At 40.8% G+C, this 15160-nt stretch carries 17 protein-coding genes and 2 pseudogenes; 11 read left to right on the forward strand and 8 right to left on the reverse strand.

Annotation, left to right across the window (positions count from 1 at the left end; all coding sequences use genetic code 11):
- Nucleotides 1-72: 72 nt before the first annotated feature.
- The 6 genes and pseudogenes from AAEY57_RS17045 to bioA form a co-directional block, all read right to left on the reverse strand.
- A pseudogene (locus AAEY57_RS17045) lies at nucleotides 73-546 on the reverse strand (CatB-related O-acetyltransferase); the annotation flags it as partial.
- A gap of 30 nt (nucleotides 547-576) precedes the next feature.
- A complete protein-coding gene (locus AAEY57_RS17050) occupies nucleotides 577-1587 on the reverse strand; it encodes an ABC transporter ATP-binding protein (protein WP_290157231.1) in 1011 nt (336 codons plus the stop codon).
- Between the two features lie 13 nt (nucleotides 1588-1600).
- Complete coding sequence (locus tag AAEY57_RS17055; protein WP_138765404.1) at nucleotides 1601-3100, reverse strand: ABC transporter permease; 1500 nt, start codon at nucleotides 3098-3100, stop codon at nucleotides 1601-1603.
- Complete coding sequence (locus AAEY57_RS17060) at nucleotides 3100-4146, reverse strand: extracellular solute-binding protein (RefSeq protein ID WP_138765405.1); 1047 nt, start codon at nucleotides 4144-4146, stop codon at nucleotides 3100-3102. Before AAEY57_RS17060 ends, AAEY57_RS17055 begins: the two co-directional genes overlap by 1 nt.
- Nucleotides 4147-4959 (reverse strand): hypothetical protein, encoded by an 813-nt coding sequence (locus tag AAEY57_RS17065; RefSeq protein ID WP_138765406.1) that lies wholly within the window; start codon nucleotides 4957-4959, stop codon nucleotides 4147-4149.
- A gap of 179 nt (nucleotides 4960-5138) precedes the next feature.
- A complete protein-coding gene (gene bioA, locus AAEY57_RS17070) occupies nucleotides 5139-6440 on the reverse strand; it encodes an adenosylmethionine--8-amino-7-oxononanoate transaminase (RefSeq protein ID WP_350608338.1) in 1302 nt (433 codons plus the stop codon).
- A gap of 95 nt (nucleotides 6441-6535) precedes the next feature.
- Here bioA and bioB point away from each other — a divergent pair, with 95 nt between their 5' ends.
- The 5 genes from bioB (at nucleotide 6536) to htpX (ending at nucleotide 11306) form a co-directional block, all read left to right on the forward strand.
- Nucleotides 6536-7576, forward strand: a complete 1041-nt coding sequence (bioB, locus tag AAEY57_RS17075) for a biotin synthase BioB (protein WP_350608339.1) — start codon at nucleotides 6536-6538, stop codon at nucleotides 7574-7576.
- 55 nt (nucleotides 7577-7631) lie between these two features.
- The gene (locus AAEY57_RS17080) at nucleotides 7632-8786 is read left to right on the forward strand and encodes an aminotransferase class I/II-fold pyridoxal phosphate-dependent enzyme (RefSeq protein ID WP_350608340.1); all 1155 of its coding nucleotides are present in this window, start codon (nucleotides 7632-7634) and stop codon (nucleotides 8784-8786) included.
- Nucleotides 8783-9601: a methyltransferase domain-containing protein gene (locus AAEY57_RS17085; RefSeq protein ID WP_290157223.1), complete on the forward strand. Its 819-nt coding sequence runs from the start codon at nucleotides 8783-8785 to the stop codon at nucleotides 9599-9601. The genes AAEY57_RS17080 and AAEY57_RS17085 overlap by 4 nt, the downstream gene beginning before the upstream one ends.
- 18 nt (nucleotides 9602-9619) lie before the next feature.
- The gene (bioD, locus tag AAEY57_RS17090) at nucleotides 9620-10303 is read left to right on the forward strand and encodes a dethiobiotin synthase (RefSeq protein ID WP_350608341.1); all 684 of its coding nucleotides are present in this window, start codon (nucleotides 9620-9622) and stop codon (nucleotides 10301-10303) included.
- A gap of 139 nt (nucleotides 10304-10442) precedes the next feature.
- Nucleotides 10443-11306 (forward strand): protease HtpX, encoded by an 864-nt coding sequence (gene htpX / locus AAEY57_RS17095; protein WP_350608342.1) that lies wholly within the window; start codon nucleotides 10443-10445, stop codon nucleotides 11304-11306.
- Nucleotides 11307-11378: 72 nt separating this feature from the next.
- Here htpX and gloA read toward each other — a convergent pair whose 3' ends face one another.
- Nucleotides 11379-11906, reverse strand: coding sequence for a lactoylglutathione lyase (gene gloA / locus AAEY57_RS17100; protein WP_075169203.1), 528 nt, complete (start codon nucleotides 11904-11906; stop codon nucleotides 11379-11381).
- A 580-nt stretch (nucleotides 11907-12486) separates the two neighbouring features.
- On the opposite strand from gloA, the gene AAEY57_RS17105 reads away from it, so the two are divergent.
- From AAEY57_RS17105 to AAEY57_RS17115, 3 genes are read left to right on the forward strand one after another with little or no spacing between them, the layout of a single operon-like run.
- Nucleotides 12487-12681: a CPXCG motif-containing cysteine-rich protein gene (locus AAEY57_RS17105; protein WP_075169218.1), complete on the forward strand. Its 195-nt coding sequence runs from the start codon at nucleotides 12487-12489 to the stop codon at nucleotides 12679-12681.
- 17 nt (nucleotides 12682-12698) lie between these two features.
- Nucleotides 12699-12983 carry a hypothetical protein gene (locus AAEY57_RS17110; RefSeq protein ID WP_350608344.1) on the forward strand — a complete coding sequence of 95 codons (285 nt, stop codon included), beginning with the start codon at nucleotides 12699-12701 and terminating at the stop codon, nucleotides 12981-12983.
- A complete protein-coding gene (locus tag AAEY57_RS17115) occupies nucleotides 12920-13168 on the forward strand; it encodes a GNAT family N-acetyltransferase (protein WP_350608343.1) in 249 nt (82 codons plus the stop codon). The genes AAEY57_RS17110 and AAEY57_RS17115 overlap by 64 nt, the downstream gene beginning before the upstream one ends.
- Nucleotides 13169-13183: 15 nt before the next feature.
- Here the strand turns inward: AAEY57_RS17115 and AAEY57_RS17120 are convergent, their stop codons facing one another.
- Entirely contained in the window at nucleotides 13184-13387 is a 204-nt protein-coding gene (locus tag AAEY57_RS17120; protein ID WP_013464954.1) for a hypothetical protein, read from the reverse strand.
- 99 nt (nucleotides 13388-13486) lie between these two features.
- On the opposite strand from AAEY57_RS17120, the gene AAEY57_RS17125 reads away from it, so the two are divergent.
- The 3 genes and pseudogenes from AAEY57_RS17125 to AAEY57_RS21440 all read left to right on the forward strand — a co-directional run.
- The gene (locus AAEY57_RS17125; protein WP_262975917.1) at nucleotides 13487-13996 is read left to right on the forward strand and encodes a GNAT family N-acetyltransferase; all 510 of its coding nucleotides are present in this window, start codon (nucleotides 13487-13489) and stop codon (nucleotides 13994-13996) included.
- Nucleotides 13993-14475 (forward strand): alpha/beta hydrolase-fold protein, encoded by a 483-nt coding sequence (locus AAEY57_RS17130; RefSeq protein ID WP_502935498.1) that lies wholly within the window; start codon nucleotides 13993-13995, stop codon nucleotides 14473-14475. Before AAEY57_RS17125 ends, AAEY57_RS17130 begins: the two co-directional genes overlap by 4 nt.
- A 139-nt stretch (nucleotides 14476-14614) precedes the next feature.
- A pseudogene (locus AAEY57_RS21440) lies at nucleotides 14615-15029 on the forward strand (alpha/beta hydrolase-fold protein); the annotation flags it as partial.
- Nucleotides 15030-15160: the final 131 nt, after the last annotated feature.

Raw genomic sequence — 15160 nt, forward strand, 5'->3', positions numbered from 1 at the left:
AAATTAGCAGAAATGGTCGAATCTGCCGAATTGTTAATATCAATTCAGCAGACAGAAAAGTTGTGATCAAGAGACAGTGCTATAGGCAGGTACATCATTGGTTACCACAGATTTACTCGCTATGATGGCGCCGCTGCCAATTTTTACCCCCGGCGTAATAGTGGCGTTGTAACCAATCCATACATCATTACCTATTTCAGTATTGCCCTTGAAAGGTAAGTCACCTTGTTGAGGAGCAGACTTTTCCCAACCGTTGCCAAATATAAAAAATGGATAAGTAGAAAAGCCGGAGGTTTGATGGTTAGCCCCATTCATTATAAAAGTAACGTCTTTAGCTATGGCGCAAAACTTACCAATAATGAGACGGTCTCCGATAAAATCGAAATGGTAGAGCACATTTTTTTCAAAATGTTCAGGCCCATCAGGGTCGTCGTAATACGTGTAATCACCTACTTCTATATTAGGTGACTTAATAAAGTTTTTTAAATAACCTACTTGAGGAAAACCGTCCATAGGTGATGGATTGTTTGGATTTGGTCCGTTCATGGTTTCCTCTCAAGTAAGATAAATAGGCTACTAGCTTTTAAATGCCGCTAGGGGATGAGATGTACTGAGCGAAACATGTACCTTGTCACCTGGGTGTACAACCACCTCATGGCTTACTCGGCTAGTTACCACGGTTTCGCATGCAAGTTTAACCGCGCATAAACGGCTACCGCCTTCAAAGCGTACCCAAATTACTTCACCATTATTACCAATACTGCTTTGTACTAATAATACATCATCTGGACGAAGCAAAACTTCTACCTCACCAGTGTCACAATCAACGCCGTTTGCAGGTACATTACCAATATCGGTAAGCGCTTGGCCGTTATTTAGGGTTCCTTTTATAAAGCTGGCTTCACCTAAAAAGCGGGCCACAAAGCGGTTGTTTGGGGTACTAAAACACTGCTCTGGGGTGTCAATTTGTTGTATTTTACCGCCTTTTAAAACACCCACACGATCGCCCACCGAAAGCGCTTCTTCTTGATCGTGCGTTACCCAAATTGCCGGTACACCAGCTTCTTTTAATGCGTTGCGGATATCCCAACGCAACATATCTTTTAAGGCAGCATCAAGGTTAGATAACGGCTCATCAAGTAATACAAAGTCAGGTTGGTGGGCAAGGGTACGCGCTAATGCTACGCGTTGCTTTTGCCCGCCTGACAGTGTGGCTGGTTTTTTATGCCTAAATGCATCTAAACCAAGAAGTTTTAACCAGTGATCGGCAGGGCTGGTGTCTTTAAGTTTAAAACATACGTTTTGTTCAACTGTTAAATGAGGGAACAACGCAAAGTCTTGAAACACCATACCTACGCTGCGTTTTTCAGGCGCCACAGTATGCTTTGGTGTCGCTGTCCATTTAGCCACTTTAATTTCACCCTCGCTAATCGGTAAAAGCCCCGCTAACGCTTGTAAAATAGTACTTTTTCCGCAACCTGTTGGACCAACAAGCATTAATATTTCGCTTTCACCTAAGGTGAAATTTAAATCGCTAACAACACGATTACTGCCATAATCTATAGACAACTGACTTACAGATAGCATTTTTTATAAATCCTTAATGTTCAAACTGGTTGCGTTTTTCGCCAGACATCATAATAGCTAAAGCACCCGCAGAAATCACCACCAACAATAAGCCAGGAATAGCGGCACGGCCAAAATAACCGGCTTCGTAAACACGCCATAAGTAGGTAGATAGCGTTTCAAAGCCGGTGGGGCCTAATAAAAGTGTGGCTTCTAATTCGCGCATTGACTCTAAAAAGACCAAGGCGCCACCTGCAATAATACCACGCATAGTTAGGGGTAAAGTAATTCGCGTAAAAGCTTCGCGCGGGCTTGCCCCTAATACCCGTGCTGATTTTACCAAACTTGGGTCAAGATGCTCGGTGCTGGTACGCACAGAACCTACCGCAAGTGGTAAAAAACGTAGCATATAAGCAATAATCAATAAGCCCAGCGTTTGATATAAAAAGGGTAGTTGTAAGCCGCCATACACAAGCGCTGTGCCCATAACAATACCCGGAATACCAAAACCAAAGTAAGTAACACGTTCCATTACTTTACCAACCTTACCACTTAAAGCCGCATGGGCAACTGGAATGGCAACAATAACTGTAACAATAGCGGCAATGGCTGAAGCGTAAGTTGAATGCCAGGCAATACTAAAATCAAACGAGCTAAAGCCATCACGCACTAACCACAAAGTAAATACTGCCAAAGGTAGGCCAATAGCGAGTAATAAAATAGGCGCAAAGGTGGCAAACATAGCGCCTAGTTGCCATTTTTTAGGGAATAAAATAAGCGAACGACCTTGACGCTCTGAGGCGGTTTTTATTTGTGATTCAATCATTAATAAAAAGCCAACAATCACCATCAGTTGCAGTGACAACATAGCCGCACGGCTTAAGGCAAAGGCATTGTATTCCACATAAATAACACGGGTAAACGTATCTAAGCGCATCATTGCGGGGGTACCAAAGTCAGATAAGGTATACAGCGCAACCAATAATGACCCTGCAGCAATGCCATTTATTACGCGGGGTAAAATAACTTTAAATACGCTTTGCGTCATCGACATACCCAGTGTGCGAGCAGCGTTGACCATACTGGCATCTAAACTAAGTAAAGACGAACGGGTAGTCATCATAACAAACGGAAAAGTATACAAGGTCATGACAATGGCGGCTCCCGTTAACCCATACATAGAAGGGGTTTCAAAACCAAGAAAGTTGTTTATTTCACCGCCGGGACCAAATGCAGCATAAAGCGTAAAAGCGCCAATGTAACTGGGAATAGCAAGCGGGGCTGCAAACACCACCAGCCAAAACTTTTTAAACGGTAACTGCACATAGGCGCTAATGAATGCTAAGGGCACACCAATTAAAATTGAACCTAATACGGTTAACCCCATTAACGACAGGGTATTGCCTAAAATAGTTAAATTATGGCTATCAAAAAAAGAGCTTGCGTCAGAGGCAAGCGTAATTAAAACAAAAATAGGAGTCAGGGTCACTAGCGCTGCAAGCAGCGCCATTGGGTAAGATGTAGGTATTCGCATTATAAAACGCCGCTGCTGCGCATTAAATCTATAGTTGGGCGTAAATCAGCCAACTGGGTTAAATCAATTTTAGGTGGCGATATACTGGTTAACTTTGGCAATCCATCGGGTTGAGTAATGCCATTAACCAGTGGGATTTCATAGGCTTCGCTTGCTAAATAACTTTGCACTTCAATGCTAAGTAAATAGCGCATAAAGTTGATTGCCAGTGGGTCTTCAGATAACGATAAAATACCTGAAGCGTTAACTAAACAGCCAGCATCATTTTGCGTAAAGGCTAAATCAAGTTTTGCATCGGGTTTACCTGATTTTAAGCGCAGCGTGTAGTAATGATTGGCAAAACCAATGTCTACTTCACCACGTTCAACGCCCATTACCACACCGAGTTCACCGGCGTAGGTTTTAGAACGTTTTTTAACTTTTTTAAGCCACTTAGCCGTTTTATCATCACCTTCTAAAAGTCGCATAGCGGTAATAAACGATTGAAAAGAAGCATAAGCAGGCGCCCAACCAATACTTAAATCACTGTCGGCAATGTCCATAATGCTCGTTGGAATTTGCTCTTTGGTTAAGCGCTCAGTATTAAAAGGCAAAGTACGAATACGGCCAGTAACAGGTGCCCATTCATCGTATCTAAATTGTGGCTGTAATTGCGCTGATAAATCACTCGGCATGGGCTTGGCAAGGCCGGCATCGGTAACTAAACCAATTGCCCCAGAGTCGACTGCCCAAAATAAGTCGGCACGTTTTACCCCTGCATTTGCTTCGGCAACAATGGTGTTGGCAAGCGCTGCGGTAGGGCCGCGACGAATGGCAAGGTCAAGATCAGGGTTCTTTTTTTGAATGGCTTGTAATACGTTTTCGTATAAGCCACCTTCACCACGGCCTAAATAAAGCGTCAATGCACCTTTTAATTTAGGCAATGTATCAACAGACACGGGGTTTGCAATAGCAATATCAGCGGCAAAAGCGCGTGAAAGCGATAGCGGTAAAACACCCGCTACCCCTAACGCAGCTAAGCCTTGAATAAAGGTTCTGCGTTTCACTTAAAATACATCCTTACGTGCTTTTTCTGCTTTTTCAATCAGCGTTTGAGCGCGGCTTAGTTTAGTTTGCATATCAACAACCACATCACGAACTTCATCAACACTTTTATTATTAGAAATTGCTTGTGGAAGTGTTACGTTAAAGTCTTTTTCTAGAACTTCTACTAACTTCGCGTCTTGCTCAATTAGTGTACCTTCAACACCTTCAAATAAATGTAGGTAAGTGTCGTGCACTATGTTGGTGGCTTCATCGCTTAAACGTTCTGCGTATTTAGCGACCACTTGGTCTAATTTATGTTTAATTTCGTCGATAGTCGCGCTTTGCGTCATTTCTTTGGTTGCTGTAGCTTTTACGCTTTCTAATAAGCCTTTTTGTTGAAACTTAGCCGCCAGTTTAACTGCGCCTAAACCTTGCCATAGGGCATTGTTCATTGCTTGTTGCTGTTTGCGTACTTCTAGCGCTGGTTTTTTATTATCGATAGCCATTTTTATGCCATACAAACCTTGCCAAATAGAGGCATAGACAGGCACGTAATTAGTTTCTATTGCGCTGTGGAATTTAACTGATTCCCAGTACTCAACCAAATCATCACTATTGACTGCTTTTGCGCCTTTTTTCTCGTAATCGCTTACCATGGTATCGACTTTAGAGATCATCCATTCAACGTCTTCATTGTAAGTTTTTAAATTAGCTTGAAGGTGATTAACATGCTCACCAATAGGGCCGTTAGCAAGTGCCGGTTGTGCAAAAATCGCAGAAGCGAGTAAAAAAGTTGCACTTAATGTCTTGGCAGGCTTAAGTAATATTTTCATAGCAAGTGAGTCCATAAATGTTATTGTAAATGATAGTCATTATCATATCCCTAAACATCCCTTAGATCAACACACTAAATCAAGCCAAAGGGTTAAATTTACTAAACTTTACAGAGGAATAATAACTAAATAGAAATATCAATTTAATTTTAACTTTAGTGGCTAAAATAATTAACCATCTATACGTAATGTTTACCCTTTATGGCGTTATATATAGCATCGCAAAGCTGTTTAATACTGGCATCGTCACTTATATACGGTGGCATTAAGTAAATTAGTTTACCAAATGGGCGTATCCACACTCCTTGGCTAACAAAATAAGACTGTATTTTAGCTACATCTACTATTCCTGCCTCATCTGTCAGTTCTACCACGCCAATTGCACCTAAAGTTCGCACATTAGCTACATCAGTAAGTGAGCCACACTGATGTAATGGTTGAAGTGCTTGGTTTATTTCACTAATTCGTTTTTGCCAATCTTGTTCAAGCAATAAGTCTATACTGGCACATGCCACAGCGCAGGCGAGTGGATTGCCCATAAATGTAGGTCCGTGCATCAAAACACCGGCTTCACCTTCGCTAATGCCTATCGCTATTTTATCGGTCGTTAACGTGGCTGATAAGGTCATGGTGCCGCCGGTGAGTGCCTTGCCAATACAAAGTATATCTGGCTGTACATTGGCGTGCTCTACAGCAAACATTTTACCAGTACGGCCAAAGCCTGTGGCAATTTCATCACAAATGAGCAATACATCGTATTGAGTACATAACTTGCGCACACAGGCTAAATATTCAGGATGATAAAAGTTCATTCCTCCCGCGTTTTGTACTATGGGTTCAATAATAAAGGCGGCAACATGCTGGTGGTGTTTTAAAAAATAGTGTTCTAGTTCATCCGCCTCGGCTTGATTAAACTCGTCATGAAATTGGCTAACAGGTGCAGGTACAAATACATGCTCAGGTAAAAAGCCAGAGTACAAGCTATGCATAGAATTAACCGGATCGCACACACTCATCGCTGCAAACGTATCGCCATGGTAGCCTTTGAACGGGGTCATTAATTTTTGTTTTGTTGTAACCCCTTGGCTTAACCAATATTGCAGCGCCATTTTTATAGCTACTTCCACACTTACTGAGCCACTGTCGGCTAAAAACACCTTTGTTAATCCCTCTGGCGTTATCGCTACCAGCTTTTTACAGAGCTCTACTGCCGGCTGGTGGATTATGCCACCAAACATTACATGGCTCATTTTATTTATTTGGGCGTGCATCGCTTCATTTAAAACCGGATGGTTATAGCCGTGAATAGCACTCCACCATGAGGCCATACCGTCAATAAGTTGTTCGCCCGTTTCTAAGTGAATAAGGTTGTGACTTGCATGCGTTACGGGGTAAACCGGAATAGGTTGAGTCATTGAGGTGTAGGGATGCCAAATGTGCTGACGATCAAAATCAAGGTCTATCGTTTGTTTATTAATCATATGTAAACTTTAACTAAGTGGGCTTCGTTGACAATGGTACGGCAATACGTATTCTAAGCCAATAACACCAAGAGCAAAAAATAAAAGAGAGTATTATGGAGCTTGCAACAGTTCGACACGATTGGACCCATCAGGAAGTAAAAGCCTTATTTGAAATGCCATTTAACGATTTATTATTTAAAGCCGCCTCTGTGCATCGCGCTAATTTTAATCCAAACGAAGTACAAATTTCTACGTTGTTATCTATTAAAACCGGTGCCTGCCCAGAAGACTGTAAATATTGCCCGCAATCAGGGCATTACAAAACTGATTTAGAACGCGAGCGCCTAATAGAAGTAGAAAAAGTGGTAGAGCAAGCGCGGTTAGCAAAACAAAAAGGCGCTACCCGTTTTTGTATGGGGGCTGCATGGTCAGATCCAAAAGACAGAGACATGCCATACATTTCGCAAATGGTAAAAGAAGTAAAAGCCCTTGGCCTTGAAACCTGTATGACTTTAGGCATGTTAAATAACGAAAAAGCCCATGAACTGCGCAGTGCAGGGCTTGATTACTATAACCACAACCTCGACACTTCACCTGTATACTATGAGCAAATTATATCAACTCGTACCTTTCAAGACCGCCTTGATACTATAGGCAATGTGCGAGACGCTGGTATGAAAGTATGCTCCGGCGGTATTGTCGGTATGGGTGAGCAAGCAAGCGACCGCTATGGCTTATTAATGCAGTTGGCTAATTTACCCCAGCAGCCCGAAAGCGTGCCAATTAATATGCTAGTAAAGGTAAAAGGGACACCGCTTGAAAACGTTGATGACTTAGATCAGTTTGAGTTTATTCGTACCATTGCCACAGCACGTATTATGATGCCCCATAGCTACGTACGTTTATCAGCAGGGCGCACTGCAATGAACGAGCAAATGCAATCAATGTGCTTTTTTGCCGGTGCAAACTCTATATTTTATGGTGATAAACTTCTTACTACCGAAAACCCAGAAGCCGATGCCGACATGCAATTAATTAAAAAGCTCGGGATGAACCCAGAAACACGCCACGATTATTCAGATGAAGCCGTTGCTGCGTCTTTGTCATCGCAAGTGGCTGATAAAGCAACCGCAGAATTGTTTTACGAAGCGTAAAGTGCTCAGTACTATGGTAATGGTTTAAAGTATCGCGTTGAAGGTTAAAGCATTTATGTCATTTGAATTTATAAACACTCATTTAGATGAACGCAAAGCACAACAGCTATTGCGTAAACGCTATGTAGTGCAAAGCGCAACGGCGCGCACTATTACGGTTAATGATAAAACCTACCTTAACTTTGCGAGTAACGATTATTTAGGATTTGGCGATTCGCCAGTAGAGTTAACCAGCGCGCCATTACTCGGTAGCCACAGCTCAGCATTAGTGACGGGTTATCAACAGCCACAGCAAGCGCTTGAGCAAGCTTTATGTAGTGCTTTGGGTTATGAAGCTGGCATGTTGTTTAACTCTGGCTTTAGCGCAAATAGCAGTGTGATTAAAGCCTTGTTTCAAGATAAAGCGACAGCGCAGCACAGTGCGATTTTTCAAGATAAACTCAATCACGCCAGTTTAATTGATGGCGCATTACACGCCAACGCCGCGTTAATACGTTTTAACCATAACGATATAAACCATTTACGCTCACGGCTAGAAAAATCAAAAGCGCGCAATAAGCTCATTGTGTCTGAGGGTGTGTTTTCAATGGATGGTGATACCGCGCCAATTAAAGCGCTATTTGCCTTAGCAAAGCAGCATAACGCGTGGTTAATGATAGACGATGCCCATGGTTTTGGTGTTTTAGGAAAATCGGGGCTTGGCAGCTGTGAAGCCTTAATTGCAGCCGACACCTTGCCCGATATTTTAGTGATCACCTTTGGTAAAGCGGTTGCTAGTAGTGGGGCGTGCGTATTAGGTTCGCAGCATTTTATAGATTACATGCTGCAGTTTAATCGTGATTATACCTACTCAACCGCTATGTCACCGTTTATTGCCGCTCATACTTTGGCGCGTATTAAAAGCATAAGAGACGCCAACGACAGGCGAGCCAAATTAAACGCTAATATTGCGCTGTTTAAACGCCTAGCTAAAGAGCTGCACATTGCGCTAATGGACTCTAACACCGCGATTCAACCAATTGTTTTAGGCTGCGCCGAGCAAACGTTAAAAGCCAGTGAGCAACTAAAGCAGCAGGGCATTTGGCTAACGGCTATTCGCCCGCCAACTGTTTTACACAATACCTCGCGTTTGCGTATTACCTTAAGTGCAGCCCACACCCATGAGGATATAAAACAACTCGTTGGTAGCTTAGAAAAGGTCATTTCATGATAAGCCCGCAGGCAATTAAAATTAAGCCACTTATCCCTACCACAGTGTATTTAGCGACTCAGGCTTTAAAAAAAACCACGGCGCATAACTTTTCAAAAGCAGCAAACAGTTACAGCCAGCATGCCAATGTGCAAAAACAAGCGGCAAATGATTTATTTAAACTCATTACTGCAAACCCTAGCAAGCTCTGTGTTGACCTAGGCGCAGGGCCGCTTGTTAATACTCAGGCTTTAAGGGCATTATTTGGCCAAGTTGTTGCCATAGATTTAAGTTTTAACATGCTAAAAAGCAGTGATTTAAACACCCCCAAACTGTGCGCCGACATGGATAATTTACCGCTGCAAGCTAACAGTATTGACGTGCTATTTAGTAATTTTGCGCTGCAGTGGTCTGCTAATTTAGAAGCCTTAATGCACTCGCTTTACCAAGCATTAAAACCAGGCGGGCAAGCCTATATTAGTGCGGTTGTTGCAGGGTCATTAAACGAGATCAAAACCGCCTTTGCAGTGCTTGATTCACATAATCATATTAATCAGTTTGCAAGCCATAATAATATAAACCAATCGGTCGAAAAGGCCGGGTTTAAGATCAACGCATCAAAAAAAGTCATCTATACCGATCAGCACAGCAGTGCATTAGCGGCTATAAAATCGATTAAAGCCATTGGTGCCACCACACAAAATCATGCTACAAGTCGTCGTGGTTTATTAACTAAATCAGCGCTGCAAAAAGTATGTGATGCCTATCCGCTTATAAACAATAAAGCCCATGTATCTTACCATGTGGTATTGTTATCATTAGAAAAAGCCCAGTAAAAATAATAAGGCCATGCCATGAACCAGTTTTTTATTACCGGTACCGATACCGACGCCGGTAAAACCCATGTAACCAGTTTGCTATTAAAGTTACTCGCACAACATAAAAAGCGCGCCATAGGTTTTAAGCCGATAGCCTCTGGGTGTGAAATGGCGTTTGAGCAGCTCGTAAACGCCGATGCGCTAATGCTAATGGAAAGTGCCACAGTCAGCGCTAAATACGACATAATTAACCCATTTGCATTTGCGCCGCCAATAGCCCCCCACATTGCTGCAGAGCAAGCGGGACTAAACATAACAGTAGAAAAGCTCAGCATGGCTTATCAACATGTTAAGCAACAAGGCGCCGATTACCTGTTAACAGAAGGTGCGGGCGGCTGGGCATTACCTATTAATAATAACGAGTATTTATACGACTGGGTAAAAGCAGAGCAACTGCTAGTAATATTAGTGGTAGGGATGAAACTAGGCTGTATAAATCATGCATTACTCACTGCAGCACATATGCAAAGTATGGGTGTTAATTGCATTGGCTGGATTGCAAACCAAGTTGATGCCACTATGGATGAATACCAAGCAAACCTAGATTCACTGAAAACACGTTTACCATTTCCACTGCTTGCCATTAGCCCATACACAGAGCAACCCCCTAAATTACAAATTTATAAAACCCTGCTTGAAAAATTATCCATAAATCCATAAATAACCCTTGTGTTGTGACATAGTTTGTCACAGAATAGCGCTGACGTTATGACATAGTGTGTCATAACGCAGTGATTGCTCAAAGCCGATCAAACATAGTAAATCGCTCAGCAATAAATGTTATTTTTGGAGAACTCGTATGAAACGTGTATTTTTGTTTTTATTAACTAACCTCGCGGTTATGTTGGTATTAGGTGTGGTGCTTTCAATAATAATGAGTGCGCTGGGCTTAAGCCATCGTAGCCTTGGCGGAATTTTACTAATTGCGACTGTATTTGGTTTTGGTGGATCGTTTATTTCTTTATTTATGTCGAAATGGATCGCCAAAAAATCAACCGGTGCGCAAGTGATCACCCAACCTCGTACCGAAACCGAACAATGGCTGGTAAGCACTGTGGCTGCTCAAGCTAAAAAAGCCGGTATTAACATGCCAGAAGTGGCTACTTACGACAGCCCAGAAATGAACGCGTTTGCAACCGGCCCGAGTAAAAATAATTCGCTGGTGGCGGTAAGTACGGGTTTATTACATAACATGAGTCAAGATCAAGCCGAAGCGGTGCTTGCACACGAAGTATCGCACGTGGCTAATGGCGACATGGTAACGCTAACGCTTATTCAAGGTGTGGTTAATACCTTTGTTATTTTTGCCGCAAAAGTACTGGCTGGCATTGTAGATAATTTTATAAATAGCGATGAAGAAGAGGGCGGCAGCAGCTGGACTTACTTCTTATTCGATATGTTATTCCAAATATTATTTGGCGTACTGGCAAGCATAGTGGTTGCTCATTACAGCCGCAAACGTGAGTTTGCGGCCGATAACGGTGCAGCTCAGTTGGTAGGCGCAGACAAAATGCGTTCAGCCCTTGAGCGATTAAAGCAAAACCACCCATCGCAATTAGAAGGCTCAATGATGGCCTTTGGTATTGCCAGTGGTAAAGGCATGGCTGAGTTGTTTTCATCTCACCCACCGCTTGATGCACGTATAGACGCACTACGTCGTTAAAAAATTCAAGTTTTTCACAGTACTTGTAAACAAAAAGCCTGCACTTGCAGGCTTTTTTATGTTTAGTGTTTTTTATTGCGATTGAATAATGTCTGTAATGCCCTCTGGCGAAAGTATTTCAATCCAGTAACCATCTGGGTCTTTAATAAAGGCAAGGCCTTTCATTGAGCCACCGTCTGGCTGTTTTACAAACTCCACATCATACTTAGCAAAGCGCTCGCACGCTGCATATACATCAGGCACACTAATACCAATATGGCCAAAGCCTTTTGGTTCTTCATTACCACTGTGATAACCGGTAAAGCTGTCGTCGTTTTCAGTGCCCCAGTTATGGGTAAGCTCAATCAGCGCAGGGCGGCGAAACACCCATTGAGTTTTTTCTTTATCATCGCCTTTTGGCATATCTTGCTCATAGCCTAAAAAGTACAAAGTAAATTCCATACCAGGAAAGTCGTACTTACCTAACAACTTCATACCCAATACGTTTTCATAAAATGCCAGCGATGGTTTTGGATCTTTAATACGCAACATAGTTTGCTGCATCACATAGCCCTCAGTGGCTTGTGCAATTTGCTCTGGGGATTCGTTATAGCTAGACATGAGATAATCCTTAATAAAATGACTGAAAAAACCTTAATGGATTTAAAAAGGCAGGGTGTGCGCTCATCATAATAAACAGCAGCAAAAATTAAAACCATCGAGCTAAATTACCAACCAGTTAGTTGGGTGCTTTGTAAGCGGAAAATGGCATATTTATGGATGCTGTGTATTTATACAGTGTTGGTGTTTTGTCTAATAACATTATTAAAAGTCGTTTTGGTGTATTTTAGCAAGGGGTGTTTTACCACCTACGTAATTACTTGTTTACATTAAACTTATTTAGTGGAATTATTAAGCAATGTAATATACGCCGTTTTGGGGTGTTATAAACCCCCAAAGTGGTGTTTGATAAGCTGTTAGGCGCTTATTCAATCACGATACATATTAAGGATAATTTATGGCAATGCGATTATTTTTTAAATCAGAACCAACATGGCTTAGTTGATATAATTAAGTTAAACAATATTTTAGCTAACGCTGTTTAAATTTGAATTATTAAGTCACTCTACGAGCATTGTCATATATAAGGTTGTTTACTAAAGTGAAATTATAACCTTATGTAAATTTGAAAGGGGAAATCATGAACCAGTTAACCGAAAAGTCAATTAGTTGTCCTTACTGCGGCGAAACCATAGAAGTATTAATTGATGTGGCTGATATTGATGAGCAATACATAGAAGACTGCCAAGTGTGTTGTAAGCCGATTTCGTTTGTTGTATTTGAAGATAACGACGAACTTAATGTAAATGTATACAGTGAAGATGAAGCGTTTTGAAGGAATCAACAAGGCGAATGACATTACAACCACTTAATAATACGCATATTATCGAGCTAATGAGTTGGTTTAATGATCAACATGACATAACTCAATGGGCTGGCCCTTACTTTAGGTACCCATTTACGGCGCAGACTTTTATTGAAGACTTAAACCTTGATGTCTCGACTTCTTTTGTATTGGTTGGACAACAAAACGTATTACTCGCTTTTGGGCAATATTATCAACAAAAAAACAAATGTCATTTGGCGCGTTTAATAGTAAACCCTATACAAAGGGGGGGGGAATTGCAGCCACCCTAATTAAAGCATTATGTAAACATGGGCAATTAAACTTAAATGTTAATGATTGCTCATTGTTTGTTTATAAAAACAACCTAGCAGCAGTATCGGCTTATAAAAAGCTAGGCTTTAAAGTTGCTGCTAATACCCCAGAAAATCAAAACTTAAGCCCATTACCAGAAAACTGTGTACATATAGTTAAGTGATAAATTTTGTTTAATTTAGCTATTTTGCTGTTCACGCGCTAATTGGTTAGGCAGCAACTGCTCTACAATTTCTCTCGCTGGTAAGGTGTAACGTACACCATCAAACATAACCGACGTAAACTCGTTAATATTAGTAATGCCGGTAAGGGTCCAACCTTCACCACGTTTTGGGCAGTAAACAGTAGTAGTTGGTTGTATTACTTTAAAATTGTCACTCATAGTTTATCTCAATTAATGCTTGTGAATACGGTATGGTAAGTTAATAATGACGCTCTATAAAGTGCTATTTAAAGCGCGTTTACTTTATTTGGCGTAGGCATGTTTAAAACTATAAAATTACCCCGCGTTACCTTACGTTTAATTACCCACAAACACGGCGCAGCGCTATTAACAATTTTAAATAATCCACTCGTTTATGAGTTTAACGATTATAAAACCCCGCTAAATAAACAGCATATTAAGCAGTTAATTCAAGATGATATCTCGAGTTATTACCAAGGTGAAGGGGTTCGGCTTGCGATTGAACATAATATATCTGGCGACCTAATTGGTACCTGTGGTTTATATAACATAAATAGCCAAACTCAAAGTGCTTATTTGGGCTTCGAACTCGATCCTTTTTATTGGCAGCAAGGCTTAATGCAAGAAGTACTTAAAGGCTTTGTCAGTGAGGTGCATAACTCTTTAAACATTGAGCACTTATACGCAGAAATTCATGGTAAAAACGTACGCTGTTATAACTTGCTTACTAAACTTGGCTTTGTATTTAAGCAGCAACTTAATAACGGTGTATGGCATAAGCAATTAACTAAAATGGATGGCGCATGAGAATTAAAAAAGCGATTATTTTAAATGTTTTGTTTACTGTTAGTGTATTTGGGTTTGCAATAACTGGGTTTAGTTATTATCAAAATATTGTTTCAGACTTTGTTGATGTCACCTTAGATTCGAAAGTGCTTAATGAGTCTCGTAAGGTTTTTATAAGATTACCCGATGATTTTGACAAAAATAAAGCGTATCCACTTATTATAAAAACAGATGGTAATTTTAATTTAGCTAATTGGGATAAGGCACTAAAAGCATTAAATACTGAAAGCATATTAAATGAGGCTATTTTAGTTGCTATACCTAATCAGTTTTTTATCGATACTCGAAATCGTGATTTAGTACCACCTTATGCAAGGAAAGACGTTAATACAAATCCTCGGCCTAAACATGAAACTTCGCCCGAAATTTTTGGTAAAGCTGATTTGTTTTTAGCTTTTATAGAGCAGGAGCTACTTATACCAATCCGCAATAATACTTAATTATTTTGCGGGGCTAAACGTGTCGCTACCTGTGTTAAAAAACTTTCATTTAGAACAACTAAATAGCGAATTATTTGCCTAGCTATCAACTCGTTTTTCCAGCCTCAAAATAGACCACTTAATTAAGCGAATTGGTATTACTTATTTAGAGGCTAACTTACAGGTTAACTGAAAATCGTATATTAACGGGATTTTCGGCAGGGGGCAGTTTTACTTTATATACGCTGCATACCAAACCAATGCTATTTAATGGTTATTTTGCATTTAGTCCTGCGGCTTGGTACGACGATATGACTGTAGTAAATCATCTTAATACCTTTTTACAAGTTCAAACACAGAGCTACTATAGACCCACCTTATTATATTTTACTGTTGGCGGGGCTGAGCATAAATTAATGCTTGAGGCGTATAATAACTTAGAGCAAAGTTTAGTAAGCCATACTAGTAACTGGTTAGGCTGGAGGAGTAAAGTAAACCCTGATGCAAAGCATAATGATAATCCAGCTTTGAGTATTACGGGGGCTTTAATGGCCTATGATGAATTTATTAATTAAGAATATTGCTAAACTCTAATTAAGAGCAGCACTAGCAAAAAGGCTTAACTGTACATATATGGCGCTGATCCATTTCTGTGTTGGTTTGCTATACTAAGTAAATCAAATCATGTTAGGAGCGTCCATGAATA

It is taken from the genome of Pseudoalteromonas sp. MER144-MNA-CIBAN-0113, assembly GCF_040308965.1.
GTDB lineage: Bacteria > Pseudomonadota > Gammaproteobacteria > Enterobacterales > Alteromonadaceae > Pseudoalteromonas > Pseudoalteromonas tetraodonis.

Bases quoted from the DNA above. Each gene is read 5' to 3' on its own strand.
- AAEY57_RS17050 (WP_290157231.1), bottom strand. From the start codon at position 1,587: ATGCTATCTGTAAGTCAGTTGTCTATAGATTATGGCAGTAATCGTGTT.
- AAEY57_RS17055 (WP_138765404.1), bottom strand. From the start codon at position 3,100: ATGCGAATACCTACATCTTACCCAATGGCGCTGCTTGCAGCGCTAGTG.
- AAEY57_RS17065 (WP_138765406.1), bottom strand. From the start codon at position 4,959: ATGAAAATATTACTTAAGCCTGCCAAGACATTAAGTGCAACTTTTTTA.
- bioA (WP_350608338.1), bottom strand. From the start codon at position 6,440: ATGATTAATAAACAAACGATAGACCTTGATTTTGATCGTCAGCACATT.
- bioB (WP_350608339.1), top strand. From the start codon at position 6,536: ATGGAGCTTGCAACAGTTCGACACGATTGGACCCATCAGGAAGTAAAA.
- AAEY57_RS17080 (WP_350608340.1), top strand. From the start codon at position 7,632: ATGTCATTTGAATTTATAAACACTCATTTAGATGAACGCAAAGCACAA.
- AAEY57_RS17085 (WP_290157223.1), top strand. From the start codon at position 8,783: ATGATAAGCCCGCAGGCAATTAAAATTAAGCCACTTATCCCTACCACA.
- bioD (WP_350608341.1), top strand. From the start codon at position 9,620: ATGAACCAGTTTTTTATTACCGGTACCGATACCGACGCCGGTAAAACC.
- htpX (WP_350608342.1), top strand. From the start codon at position 10,443: ATGAAACGTGTATTTTTGTTTTTATTAACTAACCTCGCGGTTATGTTG.
- gloA (WP_075169203.1), bottom strand. From the start codon at position 11,906: ATGTCTAGCTATAACGAATCCCCAGAGCAAATTGCACAAGCCACTGAG.
- AAEY57_RS17105 (WP_075169218.1), top strand. From the start codon at position 12,487: ATGAACCAGTTAACCGAAAAGTCAATTAGTTGTCCTTACTGCGGCGAA.
- AAEY57_RS17110 (WP_350608344.1), top strand. From the start codon at position 12,699: ATGACATTACAACCACTTAATAATACGCATATTATCGAGCTAATGAGT.
- AAEY57_RS17115 (WP_350608343.1), top strand. From the start codon at position 12,920: ATGTCATTTGGCGCGTTTAATAGTAAACCCTATACAAAGGGGGGGGGA.
- AAEY57_RS17120 (WP_013464954.1), bottom strand. From the start codon at position 13,387: ATGAGTGACAATTTTAAAGTAATACAACCAACTACTACTGTTTACTGC.
- AAEY57_RS17125 (WP_262975917.1), top strand. From the start codon at position 13,487: ATGTTTAAAACTATAAAATTACCCCGCGTTACCTTACGTTTAATTACC.
- AAEY57_RS17130 (WP_502935498.1), top strand. From the start codon at position 13,993: ATGAGAATTAAAAAAGCGATTATTTTAAATGTTTTGTTTACTGTTAGT.